Here is a 24,279-nt window from a genome sequence, read left to right on the forward strand (position 1 = left end):
CGACAATTAAAGGAGCGCATATTACACTATAATCGCCAAGGTTGCGCCTATTTGCGTATGTCTTAGTGAGTTGTAAATTCAAAAATGTGCATTAGGGAATACAGTTTCATTGCGTATCAGTTAATAAAAAGGATGATTCGCTTCTTGCATTAGCTTGCGTATAATGAAGGCGTTAAATGGGTATTTGGTAATTATGGTTGAATCTTCTTTTGGCCCTTGGGCCCGTGTACTATCAAATTTAGTGAATAAATACGGCGCAAAAACAGCCAGCTTTATTTGCTATATTTTCGTGCTACTAATCACGTCTATTCTAGCCTGCATGTTTTACTATGTTGCACTGGGTGAGATAAAAATTGTTGATGTGTTATCTGTCATGTTTTTTTCTGCAGTCGCTTCTCCGGTACTTATTTCGGTTACTATTCATTCAATTCGTCAGCTAGAAGACTCTAAAACTTATCTGGAATCAGCAACCCAACAAGAGAAATTGCTTAACCAAACACTTAAAGACAACATTAATCGCTTAAATAATGAAATCGATGAGCGAAAAATGGCTCTACATGCAAAGCATCGTGCTATTGAAGAGCTTCGTAAAGAGATAGCAGAGCGTAAAAAAACACAGCAAGAACTTGCACAGCAAGGCATGCTGTTGCGTTCAATTGTCGACTCGTCACCTGACTTATTTTATTACCGTGATGAAAATGGGGTTTTTGCTGGTTGTAATAAGATGTTTGAGTTGGTCATCGGCAAGTCGAGTAATGAATTGATTGGCCATTCAGTCGAACAGATCTACCCACAAAGCTACCTGCCCGAAGTGTTGCGTACCGATAATGAGGTAGCGACAACCCACAAGCCAATTACGCTTGATGTTGAGTACCCCGTTAACGATGAAAAGCGTTGGTTTGAAATGCGCAAACTGCCATTTATTAATGATGATGGTAAATACATCGGCTTGTTGGCTTTCGGTCGTGATATCACCAGTCGTAAAGAAGCTGAGCAAGCACTGGAAACAGCTTATAAAGACAAAGGTAAGTTTATTGCTACATTAAGCCATGAACTGAGAACGCCACTGAACGGAATCGTGGGGTTAACACGCATGTTGCTTGATACAGAATTATCTAAACAGCAAAAAAGCTGGTGTAACACAATTTTCTCAAGTGCCGAAACGCTCGGTAATATATTTAACGACATTATCGATTTAGATAAGATTGATAGGGAGCAGTTGGACATTGCGACTGACAGTATCAATGTATCCGATTTTATTAATGATGTGGTTAACTTTGCAGGACTGATCGCCGATCAAAAAGGCCTAGACTTCACAATTAATCGCACAGGCATGCTGGATGTTTATGCACTGCTCGATCCTACTCGATTGCGCCAAGTATTGTGGAACCTCATCAATAATGCCGTGAAGTTTACACACAAAGGTGGTGTCACCTTGGAGTGTCGTCGAGAAAATCGTGAATCAGGTGCTTGGCTGACGATTAGTGTTATTGACACTGGCTTGGGGATCCCAAGTGATCAGCAAGAACGAATTTTTGATATGTATTATAAAGCACCGGATTTAACCGGTGCCAACGCGATAGGTTCCGGCATAGGATTAGCGGTCACTAAGGCGCTTGTGCTCGCAATGAAGGGGCAAATTCGAGTGAGTAGCATTGAAGGGCAGGGCAGTCGTTTTGATGTCGAAATACCATTGACTTTATGTCATGCCCCGAAAGAACAAAGCTATGCAGGTCGCAGCCTTTATATCTTGTTGGTTGAAGATGTGCCGTTAAATGCGGAAATTGCGACTAATTTACTTGAACAGCGTGGTCACGAAGTTATTTGGGCTGAAACGGGTGAAGACGCGTTATCTATGGTGGCAACAGAAGATGAGTTGGATCTTATTTTACTAGACATGCAGCTACCAGATATAAATGGTGATCAGGTAGCACGAGAAATTAGAGCCGATAGTCACTATGATAACCTGCCTATTGTTGCGCTAACTGCAAATGTCAGGAGTGCAGAACAAGAGCTACAAGGCATTAATATTCAGGGGGCACTCGCTAAACCAATTAACACAACGCGTTTGGATAGAATGCTTGCAGAATTGTTTGGTATTGATGCAAAACAAACTAGTAGCCAAGAACATCACCACGAAGTTGCCTTGAGTGAAGCTCATAAGGCTGAGCTAGACATTGAAACGATTACTGATTTTATGGACTCAATGGGCGTTGATGCATTTAAGCGAAGTACTCAGTTGTTTGAGAAACTGAACCCGAAATACTGCGAAGAATTGAGAGCGGCGCTTGCTAATGATGATATTGACGAGTATTCGTCTGTTGCTCATAAGCTTAAAGGCGCGGCGGGTTCAGTTGGCTTACAGCTTGTGCAACTGCAAGCGAAAAAGATGGAGTTGGATGCAGCGCAAGCTAGTAATGATGCTCTAAACGATTGGGTAGTTGAACTGGAAGAGAAAATAAGTACGGGCCAAGTATTGCTTGGCGAGGTGGTTGAACTACTCGCGTAAGCTAAGTTTGTGTAACATCATAAATTGAGGCAAAAAAATAAGGGGCAATGCCCCTTATCTTAAATAATTGCAAAACTCCCTGAAACCAGATCTTCTTAGCTATCAATTTTCCCTATAAAACGATAGCCTTCACCATGAATGGTGCTGATCAATTCAGATGTGTTGCTGTCGCTTTCGAAGTGTTTACGAATACGACGGATTGTTACGTCTACAGTACGGTCATTGGCACGAAGCTCACGGCCCGTCATATGCTTGATCAGCTGCTCACGGCTAAAGATACGGCCAGGAGAGTCAAGCATTAGGCGTAACGCTCTATATTCACCTTTAGGAAGACGTTTAGATTCACCTGCTGGTGAAGTCAAACAACGACTGTTTTCATCTAATTCCCAGCCATTAAACGTGATCACACCGTTAGAATCTATCGCAGAATCTTCACTTGATGAACCTGTGCGAGAGATTAAGTTACGAGCACGAATCGTTAATTCACGAGGATTGAATGGCTTAGTGATGTAGTCATCAGCGCCAATTTCTAATCCAAGAATACGATCGACATCGTTGTCACGGCCTGTTAGGAAAATAAGACCAATATTTTTCTTTTGACGTAATTCACGAGCGAGAATTAGGCCGTTTTTACCCGGAAGATTGATGTCCATAACAACTAGGTTGACGTCGTCATGCGCTGTCAGTTTGTCATGCATATCATCGCCATCTATGGCTTCAATTACTTTGTAACCTTCCGCTTCAAATAAACTAACGAGGTTCAGGCGAGTTACGTCTTCATCCTCTACAATCAGAATGACTGGCGTTTGCATTATTAATTAACCTTTTCGGAATATATTATTTACATGAAATTCGGTACTATCTAATAAAACCGAATATTTACGATTATAGGAGTATATCTAATTGTTAACAAGTAAAATTAATTTGGATGAAACTTAGAAACTGCAAGCAATCTTGATAACACTTTAAAGTTGTGTTGTGAAACTTGTTGCTTATTAATATACAGTCGGATCTTACTCCCTTCTTGGACTAAAGATGCTACACCGCCACCTTCGAGAAACTCGATGCTTTCTCCCACAAATACTGTGTTTAAGGGACTCGTATCGGTCCAAGTCGCAAGTATAGCATCTTCATCACTTTCATCAACGTATGTGATATCACATCGCTCTGAAAGTTCAGTTATTTTTGCTTGTTTTTCAATTTTAATTATTTCAATCGGCAAGTTTTTAATTTTTAAACTGCGATTTCCCGACAATATTAATCCGGGGCCTTGCTCGATATTATAAAAGCAAAACCGAGTGGCAGTTTTTGTTTGTTGATCCGGGAACTCAATAAACTTAGCCATTTGGTATAAAAAGGCGGAACGAACTTGATCTGGTGATTTGGCAAAACAAAATAAGGGCATAAAAGCAAATATAATGAATAACGCTCTCATCAGTTAACCTCACCTAAAGGCAGAGTTAACACAAATCGAGCACCGTCGTTATAATTTTCATCGAGTGATATGTTGCCGTGTAATGCTTGGGTAATGAGGTTATATACAAGGTGCATACCCAAACCACTGCCGCCTTCCCCACGTCGTGTTGTTACAAAGGGGTCGAAAATACGCTTTTTGATTGCACTTGGTACCCCACAACCATTGTCGCTGTAATCAATCATGAGCTGATTGGCGTCTTTTTCGATTTTGATATTGATCTCATTGTTTTGTGGGTCATTGAAGCCATGTAGCAATGAGTTTGATATCAATTGTTCAAAAATTTGTTGTAGAGGACCCGATTTACTGCTGATCACCATGTCTGGTGCGCATTCAATGTTAATATTTGGGTTTTTACTTGCGAGATCGGGCTTCATTGCTTTGAGAATATTGTCGAGCAAAGACGCCACATTGACGTCTGAGCTTAATTCAAGATCCTGACTAACGGCCACTCGTTTAAAGCTGGAAATCAAATCTGCAGCACGGTTCAAATTACGATAAATTAAGTCAAGATTTTCGATACCCTCATTAATGAAGCGCTCAAGTTGCTTTGACGTTAAACTCTTTTGTTCGAATGCGGACTTAATATCGGCAAGCTTGTCTCGTAATAAAGTAGAGCCTGTAACACCTAAGCCTATTGGTGTATTAACTTCATGGGCGACACCTGCCACCATTTGCCCAAGCGATGCCATTTTTTCATTTTCAACAATTTGATTCTGGTATTGGTGCATTCGCTCTAAGGTGTTAAGAAGTTCTTGGTTTGCTTCTCGCAGCGCAATAGTACGCTGATTCACTTTTTCTTCTAGGCTTTGATTGAGCTTTTTGATCTCTAGCTTGTCAGCCTGGTGGCGCTCAATTTGGTTTTGAGTGCGGGTAAGCATGATATTAAGACTGCTGGCAAGAATATTGATTTCTTCTATATGGCTGTCTGACGCTCTAGTGCTGTAATTATGATTCTTGGACACATCTTGTAGTAGGGTTGAAAGCTCTTCAATAGGTTGCGCGATACGCCTTTGGATCCCGCGAGCAACGAGTAACACCAGCAACAGTACGAATAAGGTCAACGTGATATCGACCAGAATTTTCGTATTGATATATTGATTTAATCGTTCCAGACCGCCACGAATGTAGACGTAGCCTTCTATTTTGTCTTCATATATCACAGGCTTTATGAGTTCAACATAGTCCTCGGTGATTTTTGGCTCTTTAAGCTCTTCAATACTGTTGACTTTTAATGGGACGGGAGGTGTTTTACTGGCATTGTAACTGGTGAAAAATACCGGTTTGTTCGTCACGTCATCGATGTCATAAATATGAATATTTTTGACTAAATCGACTTCCTTGAATGACTTTAAACGTTTTTCTTCCGTTTTTCTATCTTCGAATATGAGTGTGATTTGTGCGTTAAATGACACAATTTCTGCGATCATATCGAGTTTATTAACGATAAGTTGACGCTGCTCTTTGATGTCTAAGTAGGTTGAAATGGAAATAGATAAAGATAGGCAAAGTGCGGTTACCAGCATAACTGCGCTGATTAAGACTTTTCTTATACTTGTTTTAGATGCCTGCTTTGTCATTAGTCGCCTTGATCTACCCGAATACCCACCACTTTTTCGCCATACTTTGATAACCACACGTAAAGCCGAAATGAGAGCTAAATCAACCGGAAGTGATTTAGTTAGCTTTATCATGTATGCAAAGCAAAACCAAGGCGTAATGGTATGAACACCATTCTAGTGTAGCAAAGAGATTGAATAAAATAACAAAAAAATCCCTGATTTTGCATGTTATTTTATCCAATTACAGACTTCAAAAAGCGCGTACTAAATAGACAAGCTTACTTACTTGCTTGGTAAACCGTAAATTTGTTGTTTTTTGCAAGAATTTCAAACTGACCAAACTGTTGTTCTAAAATGGGCGGATACTTTAAAAAGTTATTTGCCACTATCTGTATTTGTCCATTTAACTTCAAGAAGCGCTTACTGTGCTCTAAAAAGCGTTCAGCGATCCCGTAGTCGGTGGCGATGCCAGTATGAAAAGGAGGGTTACTAATAATTAGGTGATATTGGCCCGTTACTTCATTGAGACCATCGCTTAATATTAGCTCCGCGCTTAGATTATTGATTGCAAGTGTTTGCTCTGTCGCATACAAGGCTAACGCATTCACATCTAAACAAAATAGGGACAAGTCAGCTTGCTGTAAACCGAGAAAAGTAGCGATGATGCCAGCGCCACATCCAAAATCGAGTACTTTGCCTTTATAAGGCGCAGGGATATTTTCAAGCAGTAATTTTGTACCTACATCCAACTTACCGTGGTTGAAAACGCCTGGTACGCTGATAACATCAAATTCAAGCTCTGCAACTTTAACTTTAAACGCACTTTGATAACTTTGAATGTCGAAATTATCCAGTTGTGTCAGTTTGCCAAACTCATACAAAACACAGTGTTTTGCACTCTCTAGTTTATAAAATTGTTCAGCGTAAGGTTTTAGCTGCTTTTCAACTGACTTTACGCCCCCTTTGTTATCACCAACTACAAGTAAACGGGTATGTTCATTGACTAAAGCTCTGATATTGTCGAGCATCATCAGTGCTTCAGGTTTTGATTTTGGGTAATAGTAAATGATTAAGTCAAGGTTTTCTAAAGCAGGTAAACTGTGACTTACAAAGCTATTTACACCAGCGTGCTTTGCCGAGTCGTGTTGATCGGCCACATTGTAGCTAAAAGCGTTAATCGTGCTGTTTGGATTGAGCTTTTTAAGCTCCGTTAAAAAGCCATCTCGATTGGTGTTGATCACTAAAATGTTATTGCCTTGCAGCTCTTCTTCATTGCGCAGTAACAGTAAACTTGGATTTGATAACTTAGTCATAAAAGCTCGGTAGTAGGGCCATATTAGGCCCTTAGTTGAAGAGTTAAAATGCGCGGGAATTAATCAACGCGTTTAAACATAAGATCCCAAACACCGTGACCTAGACGATGACCTCTGGCCTCAAACTTGGTCAAAGGGCGGTTGTCAGGACGTGGAACATAGTCTTTGTTTTCTGATAGGTTTTCGTATCCAGGTGCAGCTTGCATCACTTCTAACATGTGTTCTGCGTAGTTTTCCCAGTCAGTAGCCATGTGGAAGACGCCACCAATTTTTAGCTTTTTACGTAGGCTTTCTACAAACTCAGGTTGTACGATACGACGTTTATGGTGACGTTTTTTGTGCCAAGGGTCTGGGAAGAATAACTGCATGGTAGTTAAACTGCCATCAGGAATACAGTCGGCTAACACTTCAACTGCATCGTGTTCAAATACACGAAGGTTAGTGACTTGTTGTTCATCAGCATCCATCAAGCAAGCACCCACGCCAGGGCGGTGCACTTCAATACCGATAAAGTTTAACTCTGGGGCATTTTTAGCCATTTCAACTAATGACTTACCCATACCAAAGCCAATTTCAAGTACAACGCCATTATCATTGCCGAATACTTGTGAAAAATCGAGCATACCTTGCTCATGTACTAAGCCCATGGTTGGCCAGCACTTTTCAATCGCTGCTTCTTGACCTTTCGTCAAACGGCCTTCGCGTTTTACAAAGCTACGTACTTTGCGAATATATTTACCTTCTTGCTCAGCTTGTTCTAGCGCAGTTTTGCTCGATTCATTCATAATCAATTCATTGGTCTAAAAAACGGGCGCATATTATCCCTGTTCGACGCGGCAAGTACAATAGCTTGACTGTTTTTAAAAGCGCTCTACACTGGCGAGCCATTAAGAAACAAGCAAGTAGTAGCAGATAATGCAGGTTACAAAACAGCAAGCCCAGTGGTTTGCCGAGCAAGTTGTTAATTGGTATCACCTTCATGGGCGTAAAACACTGCCTTGGCAGTTAGCTAAAACGCCCTATAAAGTCTGGGTATCCGAAGTGATGCTGCAGCAGACGCAAGTTGTCACGGTGATCCCCTATTTTGAACGCTTTATGGCGCGCTTTCCAACCGTTGAAGCTCTTGCTCAAGCACCCGAAGATGAAGTATTGCATCACTGGACTGGGCTCGGTTATTACGCCCGAGCCAGAAATCTGCACAAAACGGCAAAAATTATCACAGAAAAGTATCACGGTGAGTTTCCAACCAAGTTAGAAGACATGATGTCTTTACCGGGTATAGGACGCTCAACGGCTGGGGCAATATTATCGCTGGCGCTTGGTCAACATCATCCCATTTTAGATGGCAATGTGAAACGCGTTTTAGCGCGGTTTTTTATGGTTGAGGGCTGGTATGGAGTTAAAAAAGTTGAGAACCAACTTTGGCAGTTAAGTACAGATATTACACCGTCTGATAATGTTGCCCAGTTTAATCAGGCAATGATGGATTTAGGCTCTAGTTTGTGTTCAAGAAGTAATTTTAGTTGTGAAGCTTGCCCTTTGGTTAGCCAATGCTTGGCGTACCAACATAAGCAAGTAAAAGCATTTCCAAATTCAAAACCGAAAAAAGAAAAACCCAAAAAACAGGCGTATCATTTGATTGTTTCAGCAGACAATAAATTACTGATGGAAAAAAGGCCAAATTCTGGTATTTGGGGTGGTTTGTTTGGCTTTTTTGAGTTTCAGTCTTTTCAAGAGGTAGAGGAGTTTGTCGCTCAGCAAGGTTTGAAAGGGCGAATATCATCACTTGAGTCGTTTACGCATATATTTACGCACTTTGAATTAACTCTTCACCCGCAATTATTAAAACTTGACCATATCCCTGATTTTGCCCATGAACGGCCAATTATCTGGTATGACTTGAATGATCATGCTGAAGTAGGGCTTGCTGCACCGACCAAAAAGTTGGTTAAAGAACTCAGCACATTAGGTTAAACTAGTCGCAATTAACTTGTTAAACAGATTTGGAAACCAAGATGGCACGTACAGTATTTTGTCAAAAGTTACAAAAAGAAGCACCGGGTTTAGACTTTCAATTATATCCGGGTGAAATCGGCGAGAAAATTTTCAACAATATTTCAAAAGAGGCTTGGCAACAGTGGCAACACAAGCAAACTATGCTCATCAACGAAAAGCACTTAAATATGATGGACCCTGAGCATAGAGCGCTGCTGGAAGAGCAAATGGTGGGCTTTTTATTTGAAGATAAAGAAGTAGAAATTGAAGGCTACCGTCCACCAGAACAGAAGTAGTTCGAAGTGTTTGATAAAAATATGGCCGCATATCGCGGCCTTATTTTTAGTGTCAATTTATATTAATGATCGCGGGCAACGGAGAGTTCGGCCAGCGCAATCAGCGCTTGCTTATAAGGAGACTCCTCAAGCACTGATAAATACTCAATTGCTTTATTGGCTTCGCTTCTCGCTTTGTCCATTGCAAATTCTAACGCTTTGGTTTGTTCTAATGTCGCTAAAATATCTTGCAGGTAATCCATGCCATTACCAGACTCAATCGCTTCTCTTATCTGCTGAACTTGGTTTGCTGTGCCATGTCGCATCGCATAAATAAGTGGCAGAGTAGGCTTACCTTCAGCTAAATCATCGCCCAAATTTTTACCCATCTGCTCAGCGTTTGCGCTGTAATCCAGTACATCGTCTACCAATTGAAAGGCTGTGCCTAAATGCATTCCGTATAATTTTAAGGCTTCTTGCGTCTCTTTTGAGTACTCAAGAACAACCGCTGGTAACAGTGTTGCGGCTTCAAAAAGCTTGGCAGTTTTGCTGTAGATAACCTGCATATAACTTTGTTCGGTTGTGTCTGGATCGTTACAATTCATCAACTGTAAAACTTCACCTTCGGCAATCACATTGGTGGCATCTGCGAGTATTTCCATTACCTTCATATTATTAAGGCCAACCATAAGCTGGAAAGAGCGTGTATAGATAAAATCACCCACTAATACGCTTGCCGCATTACCAAACTCGGCGTTTGCAGTAGGCTCGCCGCGACGCAGTGCCGACTCATCAACAACATCGTCATGGAGCAACGTAGCCGTGTGGATAAATTCTATTATAGTTGCAAGAGTGATATGTCTCTCATCAGAGCAATTAAGCGCTTTGGCTGCAAGCAAAGTCAGCATAGGGCGGATACGCTTACCACCGCTGTTGATAATATACAGTCCAAGTTGATTAACCAACGCAACATCAGATTGCATTTGCGCGTGAATTAGTTGGTTGACGTTAAGCATGTCAGGTTCGATTAACGTCTGGATAGTTTTGATATCCATTGTGCTCCAAGCCAAAGGTAAATTACGAAATACAGTGCGAGTGTACTACAAAAATTTAACTAGCTCGATATTTTGTCTTAATCAGCTTAAAAAAATAACTTATGATTTTATCTTGTTGATTTTTTGGACAGATTAAGAGTCAGCTCAAAACCTTTGCATCACGTCTTAAAAGTGTAAAAAAGCGCTTTGGTTTATGCGCATTTTTGGATAAACTAGCGAAAAATAATGATTCGCCCTCGTCGCAGTTATTTTTTATTCACTTTCTACAAAAATAGGCTTGCTTGTAGTAAAGCATTAGCGTAAACTTCGCGCCCTATTGAAGAATATTAAGTTGCGTCGATTTGAGGGCGCACAGACGGAGTTAATTATGTACGCGGTTTTCCAAAGTGGTGGTAAACAGCACCGTGTGACTGAAGGTCAAACAATTCGTCTAGAGAAATTAGACGTTGAAACTGGTGCAGCAGTTGAATTCGATTCAGTACTTCTAGTTGCTGATGGTGAGAAAATCGAGATCGGTGCACCGTTCGTAAACGGTGGTAAAGTGACAGCTGAGGTTGTTTCACACGGTCGTGGTGAGAAGATTAAGATCGTTAAATTTAGACGTCGTAAGCATTCTCGTAAGCAGATGGGCCATCGTCAATGGTTCACTGAAGTTAAAATCACTGGCATTAGCGCTTAATTTAGAGGTACAGAAAGATGGCACATAAGAAGGCAGCTGGTAGTACTCGTAACGGTCGCGATTCAGAAAGTAAACGTTTAGGTGTTAAGCGTTTCGGTGGTGAATCAGTATTAGCGGGTAACATCATTGTTCGTCAACGTGGTACTAGGTTCCACGCTGGCACTAACGCAGGTATCGGTAAAGACCACACAATTTTTGCAAAAGCAGACGGTAAAGTTGTTTTTGAACAAAAAGGTCCTTTAAACCGTAAATACGTTAGCATCGTTGCTGAGTAATCGGTAAAAGATTAAAAAAACCCCGCTACGGCGGGGTTTTTTGTTTGTCTAAAGCAAAGCTTTATCAACTAAAGGTGGTTTTTATTGCTCAACGCAATAATGACTAAAGCTTTATTGGTAAAGGTATTATACTTCGGTATTAGAATCCCCCATTCAAAAGTCAAAAGAGAGTAACCATGAAGTTTGTCGATGAAGTTGAAATTCGCGCAGAAGCGGGCGATGGCGGTAGTGGCATAGTGTCATTTCGTCGTGAAAAATATGTCCCCGATGGTGGCCCTGACGGTGGCGATGGCGGTGATGGCGGCAGTGTATACCTAATTGCAGACGAAAACTGGAATACCTTGATTGACTATCAATTTGAACGTTTTCACCGTGCTGAGCGTGGTACGAACGGTCAATCACGTAACTGTACCGGTAAAAAGGGTAATGACCTTTTCTTAAAGGTTCCTGTTGGTACTCGAGTAACCGATGTTGACACAGAAGAGTCTTTGGGGGACTTAACGCAGCATGGGCAAAAGCTATTGGTTGCTAAAGGTGGCTTTCACGGCTTAGGTAATACACGTTTTAAATCAAGTGTGAATCGTGCACCTCGTCAAAAAACACTGGGGACACCGGGTGAAGTTCGTAACTTAAAACTAGAGCTATTATTGCTCGCTGACGTAGGTTTACTAGGTTTACCAAATGCGGGTAAATCTACTTTTATCCGTAGTGTGTCAGCAGCTAAGCCTAAAGTGGCAGATTACCCATTTACAACATTGGTTCCTAACCTCGGCGTAGTGAGACCTGAAGCAAGCAAATCGTTCGTAATTGCTGATATTCCAGGTTTGATTGAAGGCGCATCTGACGGTGCGGGCCTTGGTATTCGTTTCTTAAAGCACCTTGAGCGCTGCCGCGTTTTATTACATGTTATTGACGTGATGCCAATTGATGGTACCGACCCTGTCGACAATGCGTTTTCTATTATTAACGAGCTGCACCAATACAGTCCTAAACTTGCAGACAAGCCACGTTGGCTAGTGTTAAACAAGATTGACTTATTGCCTGAAGACGAAGCTGACGAAGTCTGTGAGCGCATTGCACAAGAGCTAGATGCTGAGAAAGTGTACCGCATTTCTGCAATTAATAAGCAGAATACTCAGCCGTTGTGTTATGACATCATGACGCTGCTTGAAAGTATGCCAAAAGATAAGTTTGAGGTTGAAACAGAGCAAGAAGAAGTTGAATTTAAGTGGGATACGTATCACCGTAAAGCAACCCAAGAAAGCAATGACGATGATTGGGACGAAGATTGGGATGATGACGACTATGATGTTGAAGTTATCTACGAGCGGTAGTATAAACATTATTGCATAATAAGGGCTATTTGGCCCTTTTTTAATACAAAATGATGAGTGGGGTAGAGTGTGATAATTTCCATGGTAGCGGCAATGGCAAATAATCGAGTAATAGGCCAAGATAATCAAATGCCTTGGCACTTGCCAGCAGATTTAAAGCACTTTAAGCGGGTTACTTTAAACAAACCTGTGATTATGGGCCGTAAAACCTTTGAATCAATTGGTCGCCCATTGCCGGGTCGTCGCAATATTATTATTACTCGAAATGAGCAATACGCTGTTGATGGTGTTGAGGTTGTTGCATCTCTAGATATGGCTTTAACCTTAGTTCATGATGCAGAAGAAGTGATGATCATTGGCGGAGGAAATATTTATGAACAGTTTCTTCCTCTTTGTCAGCGTCTATACTTAACGTTTATTGAGCTGGATGTAGCGGGAGACACTTGCTTTCCTGACTATACAAAAGTTGCGAGTTGGCAGGTCACGTCTGAGCAATCTTGTGCAGCCGACGAGCAAAATCCACATAATCATAAGTTCGTAACTTTACAGAAAAAACTATGAGTTTATTGCTAATTTTTGCGCAACTTGCTAAAATGGCGAACAAATTGGGGTACGAACAAAGTATTAGAAGGGTTTTGAGATGAAATTAACTACCGTGCTGGTTTCTGTTTCTTTATGTGCAGCGTCTTTAACATTTAGTCACAGTGCAAGTGCTGATGAACAACTTGCAGTATCTTTATGTGAGTATGTTGCAGCTAATGACAAAGGTAGCTTGCGTAAGAAACTAAAAAGCTCACGTGTGAAAATTCGTAATATTTTTGATGCTGTGCTGTGTAATGGCAACAACTTACTACGTCATGCAATTGTTAGCAATGCAACAGACACAGGTGAGTACATAGTTAAAAACTTACCTAAAAGCATGTTAGAAGATGGTGCAGACATCGCTTGGGCTGAGGGCAATGGCCACGGTGGTTCACCTTTAATTGCGATCATTAAAGAACGCGCAGGTAACTAATCCTGATTTTTGAACTCAAATATGTGCAAATAGCTGAGTTCAAAGAGTAAAGAAAAGCCTCACAAATGTGGGGTTTTTTTGTATCTAATGAATCTTGAGAAATGTGTTGGTTTGAGGTGGTGTTCCCCGGCGGCGCGGATGCGGATGTCAGCCCTTGAACCCTGAGGTTCAAGGCGGAATGCAACAGCTCACCGTAGGCTTCTCGGTACTTGCCAAGCATGCTCAATAGCAAGCAAACTACATTCCTAAATAAAGTTTATCGGCTCAGGGACTTAATCTGCGGTCCTACGAGCTAGGGAACTAGTTCAGTATATATAACATCATCACAAGCTTAAACCATAAATCAAAAAATCTTGTTCGATCGCTAGGTTTTTGTACGCTAGTGACAGTTAACTGAGCAGAGTGTGCGATTTTTAATCCATAGGATACAATTGCTTGGAGTTGCTATACTTGCAGTGTTAGCATAAAGCCATATAGCGCGAGAAAAGTGACTTAAATGAGCGAACTTAAAGACTACACACAAGCACAGCTTTTGCTTGAAAAACACGATATTTATGTTGCCCCGGCTGAAGTGCATGGTGCTATCAGCGGCCTGTTGGCATGTGGCTTAAATATTGAAGAAAAAGAATACTTAGGGCTACTGAGCGACGTATTTAATGAAGGGCAAAGCTTTAGTGAAGCGCTTAAGCAGTTTTTTGCCGCTATGTATAAACATGTCGTAGAGCACTTTAACGACAGTGAATTTCATTTTGAGCTGTTTTTACCGAGTGAAGACGAATCATTAATCGATCAAGCAAATGCTTTGGTGGCATGGGTATCAGGCTTTTTACTCGGTTTTGGTTTAAAAAGAAAAGACTATGGCAAGTTATCTGCTGACGTTAAAGAGGTGATCGGTGACTTTACTGAGATCACTAAACTAGATACCCACTTTGATGATACTGAAGAAGATCAACAAGCCTTTCATGAAATTGTTGAATATATCCGAGTATCCGCATTACTTTGTTTTGCCGAAATGGGCAAAGACACAAGAACAACCTCAAAGACTATACACTAATGATTGAAATAACAGAATTTTTAGCGCGCCGTACGCGTTTGCTCGCACAGCTTGATAAAAATGCTGTTGCGATTATTCCTGCTGCGACTGAGCTTACTCGTAGTCGTGATACTGAGTTTCCTTTTCGCCAAGACAGTGACTTTTTCTATTTAACAGGTTTTAAAGAGCCTGATGCGGTTTTGGTTTTATGTAAAGACAAAGAAGAAAATGTACAAAGCCATTTGTTTTGTAGGAATAAAGACAAAGTTGCTGAGATCTGGCATGGCCGCCGTGTTGGTTTCGAACAAGCAAAAGCGCAGTACTTATTTGATCACACCTATCCATTGAGTGAGCTGGACGAACAGCTTGCATTGCTCGTGAATACCAAGCGCGTACTTTACTATGGTCAAGGTACATACAGTGCATTTGATGACAAAGTATGGTCACTACTGAATATGTTGCGTGGTGCGCCTAAAAAAGGCTATCGCGCACCCGAGATCATCAAAGATATTCGACCTTTAGTTCATGAAATGCGTTTGTTTAAGTCAGATGCTGAAATAGCGGTCATGCGCAAAGCAGCAAAAATCAGTTGCGAAGCACATAAAAGGGCCATGCGTTTTGCCAAAGCTGGCGCGACTGAATATCAGTTAGAAGCTGAGATCCATCATCACTATGCAATGCAAGGCGCTCGCCATCCTGCATACGGTACAATTGTGGGTTCAGGTAACAATGCCAACATTTTGCATTACACCGAAAATAGCGATGAGCTTAAAGACGGTGATTTGATATTGATCGATTCAGGCTGTGAGCTTGAAGGGTATGCAGCTGATATTACTCGAACTTTTCCCGTTTCTGGTCAATTTTCTGAGCCACAAAAGCAACTCTACGAGTTAGTGTTACAAGCGCAGCAAGCCGCATTTGCACACGTTAAGCCTGGCGGCACTTTGGTTGAAGCCAACCAAGCAGCAATGAAAGTAATGACCTCAGGTTTGATCCAGCTCGGTATTTTAGCCGGTGAATTAGATACACTGATGGAAAGTCAGGCATGTAAAGCGTTTTACATGCATGGTTTAGGTCATTGGCTTGGTTTGGATGTGCATGATGTCGGTGAATACAAATTGGATGAGGCCGATCGCCCATTCGAGCCTGGTATGGTACTCACGATTGAACCGGGTCTTTACTTTGATGAAGATGCGCAAGTTCCAGCGCAATTTAAAGGGATCGGTATTCGTATTGAAGACGATTTACTGGTTACTAAAGATGGGTTTGAGAACTTGACCGCTGCTGTGCCAAAAGCCATTGCAGATATTGAAGCGTTGATGCAACAGTAGGAGAATAGTTTGCACCAATTTGACATTCTTATTGTTGGCGGAGGTATGGCGGGGGCTTCTGCCGCGCTGGCAATTAGCAAGCAATGCCCAAACTATCGTATTGCCGTTGTTGAAGCTTTTGAGCCGATGGATAATGTTCACCCAAGCTTTGACGACCGCAGCATTGCACTTGCAAATCAATCGGTCACTTATTTAAGTCAATTGGGTTTGTTTAAGTCAGATTGGTCATTCACACAGCCTATTAAACAAGTACATGTCTCAGACAGAGGGCACTTTGGTAAAACACATATTCACCATAAAGATTATCAATGTGATGCTTTAGGATATGTTGTTGAAGTTAACCCGTATGGCGCTTTTTTGCATCAGCAGTTGCACGAAGCTGGCATTACACTGATGTGTCCAGCAACAATCAGTGACGTTGCTCAACAGGCAGAGCAAGTGAACGTTGTACTGAGTGATGGAAAGCAGTTAAGTGCAAAGTTACTCGTTATAGCTGATGGTGCTAAATCCCCCTCTCGTGGCATGCTCAATCTGTCATTTAGTCATACTACTTATGAGCAAGGCGCGCTGATCGCTAATGTGAAAGTGCAAGGTGGTCATCAGGGCCAAGCCTTTGAGCGCTTTACTGAGCAAGGGCCTATGGCGCTACTACCAATGAGCGATGACAGATATTCATTAGTTTGGTGCATGAATAATGACAAACTTGTGCAATATCAACACATGAGTGACGCACAGTTTATTGAACAACTACAGGCGGCGTTTGGTTATCGAGCTGGGCTCTTTACTCAAGCCGGCACACGCGCTACTTACCCTTTGGTGTTGGGTCGAGTTGATAAATTAGTCCATCACCGTACCGTTGTAATTGGTAATGCTGCGCATGCAATCCACCCAATTGCGGGGCAAGGTTTTAATCTAGGCGTACGCGATATTCAGTGTTTGATTAAGCAATTAACATGTACAGACGCTGACAAGCTTGGTAGTTATTCATTTACACGCAGTTATGAGTTGGCGCGAGAAAAAGACATCGGCACAGTCATGACTTTAACTGACTCTTTAGTTAGGCTTTTTTCTAATTCATCAAGATTAATGGCGTTTGGGCGTAGCTGTGGCTTATTTGCAATGGCTTTGTCTGAAGATTTAAAGGCTCCTTTGGCGAAACAGCTAATGGGCCATGTGATCAAAGGAAGTAATTAAATGCAGCAAGTACAAGTGTGCATCGTTGGTGGCGGTGCCGTTGGACTCACACTCGCTCTAGGTTTAGCGCAGGCCAATATTAGTGTACTCGTTATTGACAGTGGCAACGAACCTCAGCCACTGACCGAACAGTTTGCTAATAGAGTGAGTGCTATTAGCTTAGCAAGTCAAACGCTGTTTCAGCGCTTGGGAGTATGGCAGCATATTTGTGCTGCTCGTACCGCGCCATATCATTATATGGATGTTCGCGATCAAGACAGTTTTGGTAAAATTGCATTTAATAGTAACGACTTAGATTTACCAGAACTGGGTCACATCATTGAAAATGATGCTATTCGTTATGGTTTGTTTACTCAGCTCAAGGCAACGCCTAATGCGAATTTGGTATTTAATACGCGTTACCAAAGTATCCACCAAACTGACACCGATGTGTTGATCACCCTAGATGATGGCACACCGGTCATGGCCAAATTGTTGGTGGCGGCTGATGGCGCGAATTCAGCAATACGAGAGCAGTTTAAATTACCACTGACGTTTTGGGATTATGATCACCATGCCATTGTGGCAACGGTAAAAACACAATTACCGCATGATACAACGGCAAGACAGGTTTTCTTGCCGACAGGTCCTCTGGCGTTTTTGCCATTAGCCGACGAGTATCACCACTCGATTGTTTGGTCTACATCACCTGACGAAGCGAGGCGCTTAATGTCGTTATCGCAACAAGATTTCAATAAGGAATTAAACGCGGCAATTGATGGCCTGTGTGGTTTGTGTGAAGTAGCACAAGACAGAGCGGTCTTCCCATTGCGTATGCGTTATGCAAAACAGTGGCTAAACAACAAAGTTGTGTTAATGGGTGATGCGGCGCATACCATTCACCCACTGGCTGGACTTGGTATGAATTTAGGGTTAAAAGACGCGGCTTTACTCATCGACTTACTTAGAGATAGTAAGGGAGAGGAGTTTGCTAGTCGAAAAATACTTCGTGAGTATGAGCGTACGCGTAAACTCGATGCACAAAAACACATCGCCATGATGCAAGGGCTAAAAGAGCTATTTGAAGGTGCCCACCCATTGAAAAAAGTACTCCGAGGTATGGGCTTAAACTTGGTTGATAACTTAGGGCCAATCAAAAACTTATTTGCAAAAGAAGCCATTGGTAAATAATACGACCTATCCAACAGACAAAAAAATATCTGGAGCAAACAAAGTGGTAACACTGTTTGCTCTGCAGTTTTTAACTTGCTGATAGTTAAGCTTTTTGTTTTAGTCAGAAAAAGATCAGGTATTTATCAAAGCATGATCAAGCTTAGTGACACCTGATTGGTTAGTGTTTAGCTCCTTTTATGTTTTTGGAGCACCTAATGAGAAGCGTATTCACTTTTATTTTTTTGATGTGGCTTTCGAGCCAATATGCATTTGCAATTACCTCATCAAAACAAGCACTCACAATTCAATCCAAAGAGTTAGGGCACGACCTAACGTTCAATGTTTATCTTCCTTTCAATTACGATGAAAACAATACTAAGCAATACCCTTTACTTGTTACCAGTGCGGGGTCAAGTCGTATGATCATGGTGCAAGCGCAGCTTGATTGGTTAACGCATGTTGATTTTGGCCCTATGCCACAAATGATAATGGTACAGCTGCCTGATATTGAGCAAAGCAGCAAGGAGCAAGTAGCGCAGGGAGGTCATACACAATTATTTGCGAAGGTGCTGCATAGCGAGGTGTATCCTCTCATTCGAAAAAGCTACCGAGTAGCGCCTTATACCGTGATTGAAGGTTTTTCTAGTAGAGGGAATCTTGCGCTTGAATTATTTGCCATGCATCCCCTTGAATATCAAGCTGCGGTGATCGCAAGTCCTGCGCTAGAAGTGGCGCCAAACGCGTGGCATCAATCTTTGCATAAGAGTTTAGGTAGTACACTGAAGGGGCGGTTTTTATATTTGTCACTAGGAAACTTTGCCGGTAATCGAGTTTACTTTGAGCAACTTAAAGCACAGTACCAACATGTTGGAGAAACCGTTTTTGACGATTTGAGTGAGCAAAACTATATGTCAGGCCCAATATTATCCTTTGAGCGCGGGGCAAAAGCTGTATTTTCCGATATGTATATCGACAACTTTGAGCCCTATGCAAAGCTGGGGATCCACGGCGTACTTGAGCAACAACAAATAGCAAATAAAAAATATGGTTACGACATGCCGGCCGATCAAAAGTTGCTCGATTTGGCCAATTACTATTTCGCACAAAAGCGTAAAGAAAAAGGTAAAGAAGTGTTTGAATACCTTACTTCAAACAACCCAAACAATATTATTTATCGCCTTAGGTACGGCCAAGCCTTATTAAATGCCAAGCAAGCTGCGTTAGCAAAACCACAATTGCAAAAAGCACTAGCACTGGCTGAAGTGCAAAATAACGCTGAGGCGCAGGGTTATATCACGCGCTTAGTTGAGCAACACTTTAACTAAGTTAGCTCGATGCTCACTCGGTGAAGTTGTAAGCATACTAAACGGTTGGGCGGTTATATCGCTTGCTAAGTAAGTTGCTTTATCAAAGTAGCCTACTATCTGTAGGTGTTGGCTCTTTGGGTTATATGCCCAAATAGCCTTTGACTTGGTTGGTACCAGGAGCAAACCTTCTCGATAATAAAAGCGCCACTGCAACTGCTTATCCGAAAAACTGCGTACATCATTGAGTGAGTGATTGAGTAACTGTTTTAATTTGCCAATACCATTAATGGCTACAAATAACTGCCCGGTACTGCTTTGTTGCGCCCAATCGGTCTTGTCGGCGAGCAGTTTAGTGCTCTTGCCTGTATTAAGATTAACTTGCAGAAGGTGACCTGTTGAAAGCTCTGCAGCAAGTAAGTAGTGCTCGCCATTGTGAATACGATGTTGAAATAACTGTGATAGTGAGACATCCATAGGAAAGTGTATGAGCCGACCATCCAAAGTAACCTTATTGAGTGTTTGCTCGCTTAAAAACCACAGCGCGCTGCCATCTTGCTGCCAAACAAAGTTGTCAACGGGTTGTGCGAATGTCAGTTGGTGAGGTTGTTCACCCGTAAGCCAAATTTGCATGTTGCCAGAGCGAGATGACAGCAAAGCAATGTGTTGTCCATTTGGCTGGTATTGCCCATCTTGCTCAATAAATTCACTGCTAGCATGTGTGATATCGTCAAATTGCTCTGGGTACTCATTTTTAAAATGCCGCTCAATAATATCAAAATCTTGATACGATTGCGTGGCGAGCAGGGCCCGCTCGTGTATTACATCCTCTAATGTAATTTTATTGTAGCCATGTACTGTTTGTTGGCTAACCAATTTAAAGTCACGATAAAAATACAGTGTATTGTTCGCGCTATGTATCTGATGATGTTTATCTAACACAATCATTGAAGTGTGCTGTGCATCATAAGCTAGTTCCAGTATATGAGTGATCTGGGCGTTGTTATGTTCAAGCGCTACTTGCCAAACTCGTGATTTGTTATTCGCATCATACCCAGCAATAAGCAGTGTATCGTGTGTTATTTTTTGTACGCTCGTAAGTGTGTGTATGCGCGTAGGTAGTGATATGGGTAGGTGATCCCCTGAGTTGATAGCTAATGTATGTAGCTGGTTACCAGACCTTAATAGCAGCAGCTCGTCATTTAACCAATGCACTTGCTGTGTAAAGGGGGCTGTGCAAGGTCCCTTATTTTGCTGAGCATGTGTTGGTATATGTATGATAGTAACTTGGCTGCATTTTGTTTTGTTCGAATGCGTGGCTTGTATACTTATTGCGATTGTTTTGCCATTTGGGCTAAAACTAGGCGCACTATAAAAATGAGGCTTTTTAAGTAAGGTTTTGGTGTGTTGGCTTGTAATGTGAAAAAGTTGCAGCTGTTCGCTCTCGTCAGTGCGCTCTACATACGCATAATACCCTTTTGTATGTCGGCCTAAAAATTGTGGCTGTTTTGCGTAGGTGATAGATCTAATGCTTGCAATACTTGGTTGTTGCTTAGGCACTTTTAGGGAGTAAATAAGTGCAATCGCACTGATGGTGCACACGGCCAACAATAACATGAGCACTAAGGCGCGGGGTTTATTAATCTGTTTAGTATGTGCTTGAGCATTGTTACCAAGACACAAGCGGTAACCCTTTTTAGGAAAGGTTTGGATCAGGCTTTTGTCGGTATCACCAAGATGTTTGCGTAGTTGAGTAATGCAGCGTTGTAGCGCATTTGGTGCGACGATACTCTCAGGCCAAATTTGCTCAAGTAAAGCTTGTTGGGTCACCAATTGACCTTTGGCTTGGTACAATGCAATAAACACTGCCAAGACTTTAGGCTCTAGCTGGGTGACTTGATTGTTTTGATGTAATTCACCAGTCGTTAAGTCTAATTGTTTGTCATTTATTGTTATCATAGTTTGACTTTCCGCACGCAAGTTAACCTAAGCGCAGCGCGATAAACTCTGCCAGTTTATCTACCGCGTGTAAGGACTCGGCGGAGTTTTTCACCAAACAAATACCAATTTGCCCCAGCTCAGGCAAATTGGTGGTATGACTTTGGTAGTTCAAGTCGGCAGGCACGGTGCTTTTTGCTAGTACGGTGATCCCTAAACCTTCTTTGAGTGCGGCGATAAGCCCGGTTAAGTCGGCGTTGCTGTAAATAATTCGGTGTTTAATGCCCGCTTGTTGTAGCGCCTCAATGGCGCGGCGGCGATAAATACAGCCTTCTGGCGCAGTAACTAAGGTCACCAGTTGCCCTTCGGCTTTGGATAAGTCGCCCACCCACACCAACTGGTCTTGCATAAAAATAGGATGCTGTGCAGAGTCTAACTGCTCGTTAAGCGCCAATACTAAGTCGAATTGATCTTGCCGAGAAGCTGACAGCAGGTGCTTACTTAAACGCGATTTCACTTCGAGCGATACATCGGGATATAAAGACACGAAGTCGCCAATGATGGCTGGCAGGATACGCGCTGCAAATTCACTGGGTATGCCTAAGCGCACTTTACCGGTGACGCTCTCTGAGGTGAACTGCTGAATAATGGCATCGTTTTGCTGCAACATTTGCTTTGCAAGTGGCAGTAACAACTCGCCATACTGATTGAGTACTTGTCTTTGCCCCTGTTTTTTAAACAGTTTGCAGTTAAGCATATCTTCAAGGCGCTTGATCTGCAGTGATACAGCGGGTTGCGAAAGACCGAGTAGCTCGCCAGCTTTGGCAAAGCCGCCGACTTCAACCACCGTCACTAAAGTACGCAAGCCATCAATGGATAAGTTCTTCATATTAATAAATACTATTTAACAAAGCTAATTACATAAGTATTATTTATCAATGGATAAATAATTACAATTTGTTGTTGGCTTTTGCCATCAATATACTCTGTGCTTATCGAAATTTAATTAAGGTGTCATCAATGACTTTTGCACCCACAATGTTTGCTAAGCACCGTCAAGGTACAACTCCAGCGCATAATTGCATGGTGGCAACCCAAAGTTTGACTGTGTTGGACTTCAGTGGCTTTGAAGCGACACCTTTTTTAAATCAGCAAATGGGGTTAAACCTCAATAAGCTGATGGCACCTGGCCTTGGTATTAAAGGCGCATTAGACAGCGGGGCGGCGTTTACCGTGTATTACTTCAGTGAAACAGCCTACCGATTTGTCGTTGAAAGCAGCACGGTGACCACCCTTGAGCAGTTTGTTGCAAATCATGTGGAAGACTACGATATTGAGCTGGTGGTACGTGATGACCTAGCCATTACCACACTATCCGGTCGCCAAGCATTTGATACATTGATTTCAAGTTTTGAGCTAACACCGGGCTTAAGACTGTCAGATGAACTTGTTTGCTACGGCAGACAAAGCGGTGAAGTATTCGTTACCTCTTTATTAGAGGAAGGTGAGCAGCGTTATCAACTCATTGCGCAACAGCCAACACTAGATAAGTGGCAAGCTGCATTGCAAGCGCAAGGCTTTAACCTAAACTAAATCAAAATAACAAGGGCACTCTATTTCAGAGCGCCCTTGTTGCTATTGAATTAACCCCGCCTCTTAAGAGGTACAGTTCAGTAAGCGTGCTTACTGAGTATTGATAAGTGAAGGACTGATATGACTTCTAAAACAGTGTTACATGCTAAGCATCTTGAAGCTGGCGCGAAAATGGTGGATTTTCACGGTTGGGAAATGCCAATCAACTATGGTTCACAAATTGAAGAGCACAACGCGGTACGTAATGATGCAGGCATGTTCGATGTTTCTCACATGACAATTGTTGATGTTGCAGGTGATGATGCACAAGCATTTTTGCGTAAACTGGTAGCAAACGACGTTGCAAAGTTAAAAGTTCCTGGCAAAGCACTTTATACCGGCATGCTGAATGAGCAGGGCGGTGTGATTGATGACCTTATCATCTACTTCTTCTCAGAGACGAGCTACCGTTTAGTTGTAAACTCAGCAACCCGTGAAAAAGACTTAGCGCACATTGCTAAAGTATCTGAAGGTTACGCAGTTGAAGTAACAGAGCGCCCTGAGTACGCAATGATTGCTGTACAAGGTCCAAACGCGAAAGCAAAAACTGCGGCGGTATTAAGCGACGAGCAACAAGCTGCTGTTGAAGGCATGAAGCCTTTCTTTGGTGTTCAAGCGGGTAACTTATTCATCGCTACAACGGGTTACACCGGTGAAGACGGCTACGAAATTGTGGTACATAACGACGACGCAGCAGATCTTTGGCAAAAATTGTTAGAGGCAGGCGTGGCTCCTGCTGGCTTAGGCGCGCGTGATACGCTACGTTTAGAAGCGGGCATGAACTTGTACGGTTTAGATATGGATGAGTCTGTATCACCACTGGCTGCTAACATGGCGTGGACTATCGCTTGGGAGCCAGAAGATCGCGATTTTATTGGTCGTTCAGTGCTTGAGCAACAACGCGCTAACAAGAGCACCGACAAATTGGTTGGTTTAGTTTTAGAAACCAAAGGTGTACTTCGTGGCGGCTCTAAAGTTATCGTAGAAGGTGGCGAAGGTGTTATCACTTCTGGTACATTCTCGCCAACTTTAGGCTTTAGTGTTGCACTAGCGCGTGTACCACGCTCTACAGGTGACACAGCCCAAGTTGAAATGCGCAAAAAGCTTGTTGACGTTAAAGTAGTGAAGCCTTGCTTCGTACGTAACGGCAAAGCAGTTATTTAATATTAAAAAAAGGGTGGCTTAACCGCCCTAAACACCGAACCAAAG

At 42.2% G+C, this 24,279-nt stretch carries 23 protein-coding genes and 1 other RNA gene; 15 read left to right on the forward strand and 9 right to left on the reverse strand.

Annotated elements, in window-relative coordinates; all coding sequences use genetic code 11:
• Positions 1 to 193: 193 nt before the first annotated feature.
• On the forward strand, positions 194 to 2,509 hold the full coding sequence (gene arcB / locus AC5FX4_RS05960) for an aerobic respiration two-component sensor histidine kinase ArcB (protein WP_493605550.1): 2,316 nt from the start codon (positions 194 to 196) through the stop codon (positions 2,507 to 2,509).
• Positions 2,510 to 2,604: 95 nt separating this feature from the next.
• Here arcB and arcA read toward each other — a convergent pair whose 3' ends face one another.
• The 5 genes from arcA to trmB all read right to left on the reverse strand — a co-directional run bounded on the left by arcA (position 2,605) and on the right by trmB (position 7,643).
• Positions 2,605 to 3,321 (reverse strand): two-component system response regulator ArcA, encoded by a 717-nt coding sequence (arcA, locus tag AC5FX4_RS05965; RefSeq protein WP_493605551.1) that lies wholly within the window; start codon positions 3,319 to 3,321, stop codon positions 2,605 to 2,607.
• Positions 3,322 to 3,428: 107 nt separating this feature from the next.
• The gene (locus tag AC5FX4_RS05970; protein ID WP_493605552.1) at positions 3,429 to 3,944 is read right to left on the reverse strand and encodes a YfiR family protein; all 516 of its coding nucleotides are present in this window, start codon (positions 3,942 to 3,944) and stop codon (positions 3,429 to 3,431) included.
• Positions 3,944 to 5,563 carry an ATP-binding protein gene (locus AC5FX4_RS05975; RefSeq protein WP_493605553.1) on the reverse strand — a complete coding sequence of 540 codons (1,620 nt, stop codon included), beginning with the start codon at positions 5,561 to 5,563 and terminating at the stop codon, positions 3,944 to 3,946. Before AC5FX4_RS05975 ends, AC5FX4_RS05970 begins: the two co-directional genes overlap by 1 nt.
• Positions 5,564 to 5,823: 260 nt before the next feature.
• Positions 5,824 to 6,858, reverse strand: a complete 1,035-nt coding sequence (locus AC5FX4_RS05980) for a methyltransferase (RefSeq protein WP_493605554.1) — start codon at positions 6,856 to 6,858, stop codon at positions 5,824 to 5,826.
• A gap of 59 nt (positions 6,859 to 6,917) precedes the next feature.
• The gene (gene trmB, locus AC5FX4_RS05985) at positions 6,918 to 7,643 is read right to left on the reverse strand and encodes a tRNA (guanosine(46)-N7)-methyltransferase TrmB (protein WP_493605555.1); all 726 of its coding nucleotides are present in this window, start codon (positions 7,641 to 7,643) and stop codon (positions 6,918 to 6,920) included.
• A gap of 127 nt (positions 7,644 to 7,770) precedes the next feature.
• Here trmB and mutY point away from each other — a divergent pair, with 127 nt between their 5' ends.
• Together mutY and AC5FX4_RS05995 are read left to right on the forward strand one after the other, a co-directional pair.
• Positions 7,771 to 8,832, forward strand: coding sequence for an A/G-specific adenine glycosylase (gene mutY / locus AC5FX4_RS05990; RefSeq protein WP_493607785.1), 1,062 nt, complete (start codon positions 7,771 to 7,773; stop codon positions 8,830 to 8,832).
• A 41-nt stretch (positions 8,833 to 8,873) separates the two neighbouring features.
• Positions 8,874 to 9,149 carry an oxidative damage protection protein gene (locus AC5FX4_RS05995; protein ID WP_493605556.1) on the forward strand — a complete coding sequence of 92 codons (276 nt, stop codon included), beginning with the start codon at positions 8,874 to 8,876 and terminating at the stop codon, positions 9,147 to 9,149.
• Positions 9,150 to 9,211: 62 nt separating this feature from the next.
• On the opposite strand, the gene ispB is transcribed toward AC5FX4_RS05995, so the two are convergent.
• Positions 9,212 to 10,183 (reverse strand): octaprenyl diphosphate synthase, encoded by a 972-nt coding sequence (gene ispB, locus AC5FX4_RS06000; RefSeq protein WP_493605557.1) that lies wholly within the window; start codon positions 10,181 to 10,183, stop codon positions 9,212 to 9,214.
• Positions 10,184 to 10,550: 367 nt separating this feature from the next.
• On the opposite strand from ispB, the gene rplU reads away from it, so the two are divergent.
• The 5 genes from rplU to AC5FX4_RS06025 all read left to right on the forward strand — a co-directional run bounded on the left by rplU (position 10,551) and on the right by AC5FX4_RS06025 (position 13,486).
• Entirely contained in the window at positions 10,551 to 10,862 is a 312-nt protein-coding gene (gene rplU / locus AC5FX4_RS06005; protein ID WP_070985693.1) for a 50S ribosomal protein L21, read from the forward strand.
• Between the two features lie 17 nt (positions 10,863 to 10,879).
• On the forward strand, positions 10,880 to 11,137 hold the full coding sequence (rpmA, locus tag AC5FX4_RS06010; protein WP_125253289.1) for a 50S ribosomal protein L27: 258 nt from the start codon (positions 10,880 to 10,882) through the stop codon (positions 11,135 to 11,137).
• A 176-nt stretch (positions 11,138 to 11,313) separates the two neighbouring features.
• Positions 11,314 to 12,471, forward strand: a complete 1,158-nt coding sequence (gene cgtA / locus AC5FX4_RS06015) for an Obg family GTPase CgtA (RefSeq protein WP_493605558.1) — start codon at positions 11,314 to 11,316, stop codon at positions 12,469 to 12,471.
• A gap of 69 nt (positions 12,472 to 12,540) precedes the next feature.
• Positions 12,541 to 13,032: a type 3 dihydrofolate reductase gene (gene folA / locus AC5FX4_RS06020; protein WP_493605559.1), complete on the forward strand. Its 492-nt coding sequence runs from the start codon at positions 12,541 to 12,543 to the stop codon at positions 13,030 to 13,032.
• Between the two features lie 79 nt (positions 13,033 to 13,111).
• Complete coding sequence (locus tag AC5FX4_RS06025) at positions 13,112 to 13,486, forward strand: DUF3718 domain-containing protein (RefSeq protein ID WP_493605560.1); 375 nt, start codon at positions 13,112 to 13,114, stop codon at positions 13,484 to 13,486.
• Between the two features lie 119 nt (positions 13,487 to 13,605).
• On the opposite strand, the gene ssrS is transcribed toward AC5FX4_RS06025, so the two are convergent.
• A non-coding RNA gene (gene ssrS / locus AC5FX4_RS06030) (6S RNA) lies at positions 13,606 to 13,788 on the reverse strand.
• Positions 13,789 to 13,982: 194 nt separating this feature from the next.
• On the opposite strand from ssrS, the gene AC5FX4_RS06035 reads away from it, so the two are divergent.
• The 5 genes from AC5FX4_RS06035 (at position 13,983) to AC5FX4_RS06055 (ending at position 19,521) form a co-directional block, all read left to right on the forward strand.
• Positions 13,983 to 14,540: a UPF0149 family protein gene (locus AC5FX4_RS06035; protein ID WP_493605561.1), complete on the forward strand. Its 558-nt coding sequence runs from the start codon at positions 13,983 to 13,985 to the stop codon at positions 14,538 to 14,540.
• Positions 14,540 to 15,850: a Xaa-Pro aminopeptidase gene (gene pepP / locus AC5FX4_RS06040; RefSeq protein ID WP_493605562.1), complete on the forward strand. Its 1,311-nt coding sequence runs from the start codon at positions 14,540 to 14,542 to the stop codon at positions 15,848 to 15,850. The genes AC5FX4_RS06035 and pepP overlap by 1 nt, the downstream gene beginning before the upstream one ends.
• A 9-nt stretch (positions 15,851 to 15,859) precedes the next feature.
• Entirely contained in the window at positions 15,860 to 17,044 is a 1,185-nt protein-coding gene (gene ubiH / locus AC5FX4_RS06045) for a 2-octaprenyl-6-methoxyphenyl hydroxylase (RefSeq protein ID WP_493605563.1), read from the forward strand.
• On the forward strand, positions 17,045 to 18,214 hold the full coding sequence (locus AC5FX4_RS06050; protein WP_493605564.1) for an FAD-dependent monooxygenase: 1,170 nt from the start codon (positions 17,045 to 17,047) through the stop codon (positions 18,212 to 18,214).
• Positions 18,215 to 18,411: 197 nt separating this feature from the next.
• A complete protein-coding gene (locus tag AC5FX4_RS06055; protein WP_493605565.1) occupies positions 18,412 to 19,521 on the forward strand; it encodes an alpha/beta hydrolase-fold protein in 1,110 nt (369 codons plus the stop codon).
• Here AC5FX4_RS06055 and AC5FX4_RS06060 read toward each other — a convergent pair.
• Positions 19,498 to 21,459, reverse strand: coding sequence for a winged helix-turn-helix domain-containing protein (locus AC5FX4_RS06060; RefSeq protein WP_493605566.1), 1,962 nt, complete (start codon positions 21,457 to 21,459; stop codon positions 19,498 to 19,500). The genes AC5FX4_RS06055 and AC5FX4_RS06060 overlap by 24 nt on opposite strands.
• 22 nt (positions 21,460 to 21,481) lie before the next feature.
• The gene (locus tag AC5FX4_RS06065) at positions 21,482 to 22,327 is read right to left on the reverse strand and encodes a LysR family transcriptional regulator (protein WP_493605567.1); all 846 of its coding nucleotides are present in this window, start codon (positions 22,325 to 22,327) and stop codon (positions 21,482 to 21,484) included.
• 131 nt (positions 22,328 to 22,458) lie between these two features.
• Here AC5FX4_RS06065 and AC5FX4_RS06070 point away from each other — a divergent pair, with 131 nt between their 5' ends.
• Together AC5FX4_RS06070 and gcvT are read left to right on the forward strand one after the other, a co-directional pair.
• On the forward strand, positions 22,459 to 23,031 hold the full coding sequence (locus AC5FX4_RS06070; RefSeq protein WP_493605568.1) for a hypothetical protein: 573 nt from the start codon (positions 22,459 to 22,461) through the stop codon (positions 23,029 to 23,031).
• Between the two features lie 120 nt (positions 23,032 to 23,151).
• Positions 23,152 to 24,234: a glycine cleavage system aminomethyltransferase GcvT gene (gene gcvT / locus AC5FX4_RS06075; RefSeq protein ID WP_493605569.1), complete on the forward strand. Its 1,083-nt coding sequence runs from the start codon at positions 23,152 to 23,154 to the stop codon at positions 24,232 to 24,234.
• Positions 24,235 to 24,279 lie beyond the last annotated feature (45 nt).

This window comes from Pseudoalteromonas sp. ATL1 (assembly GCF_058933015.1).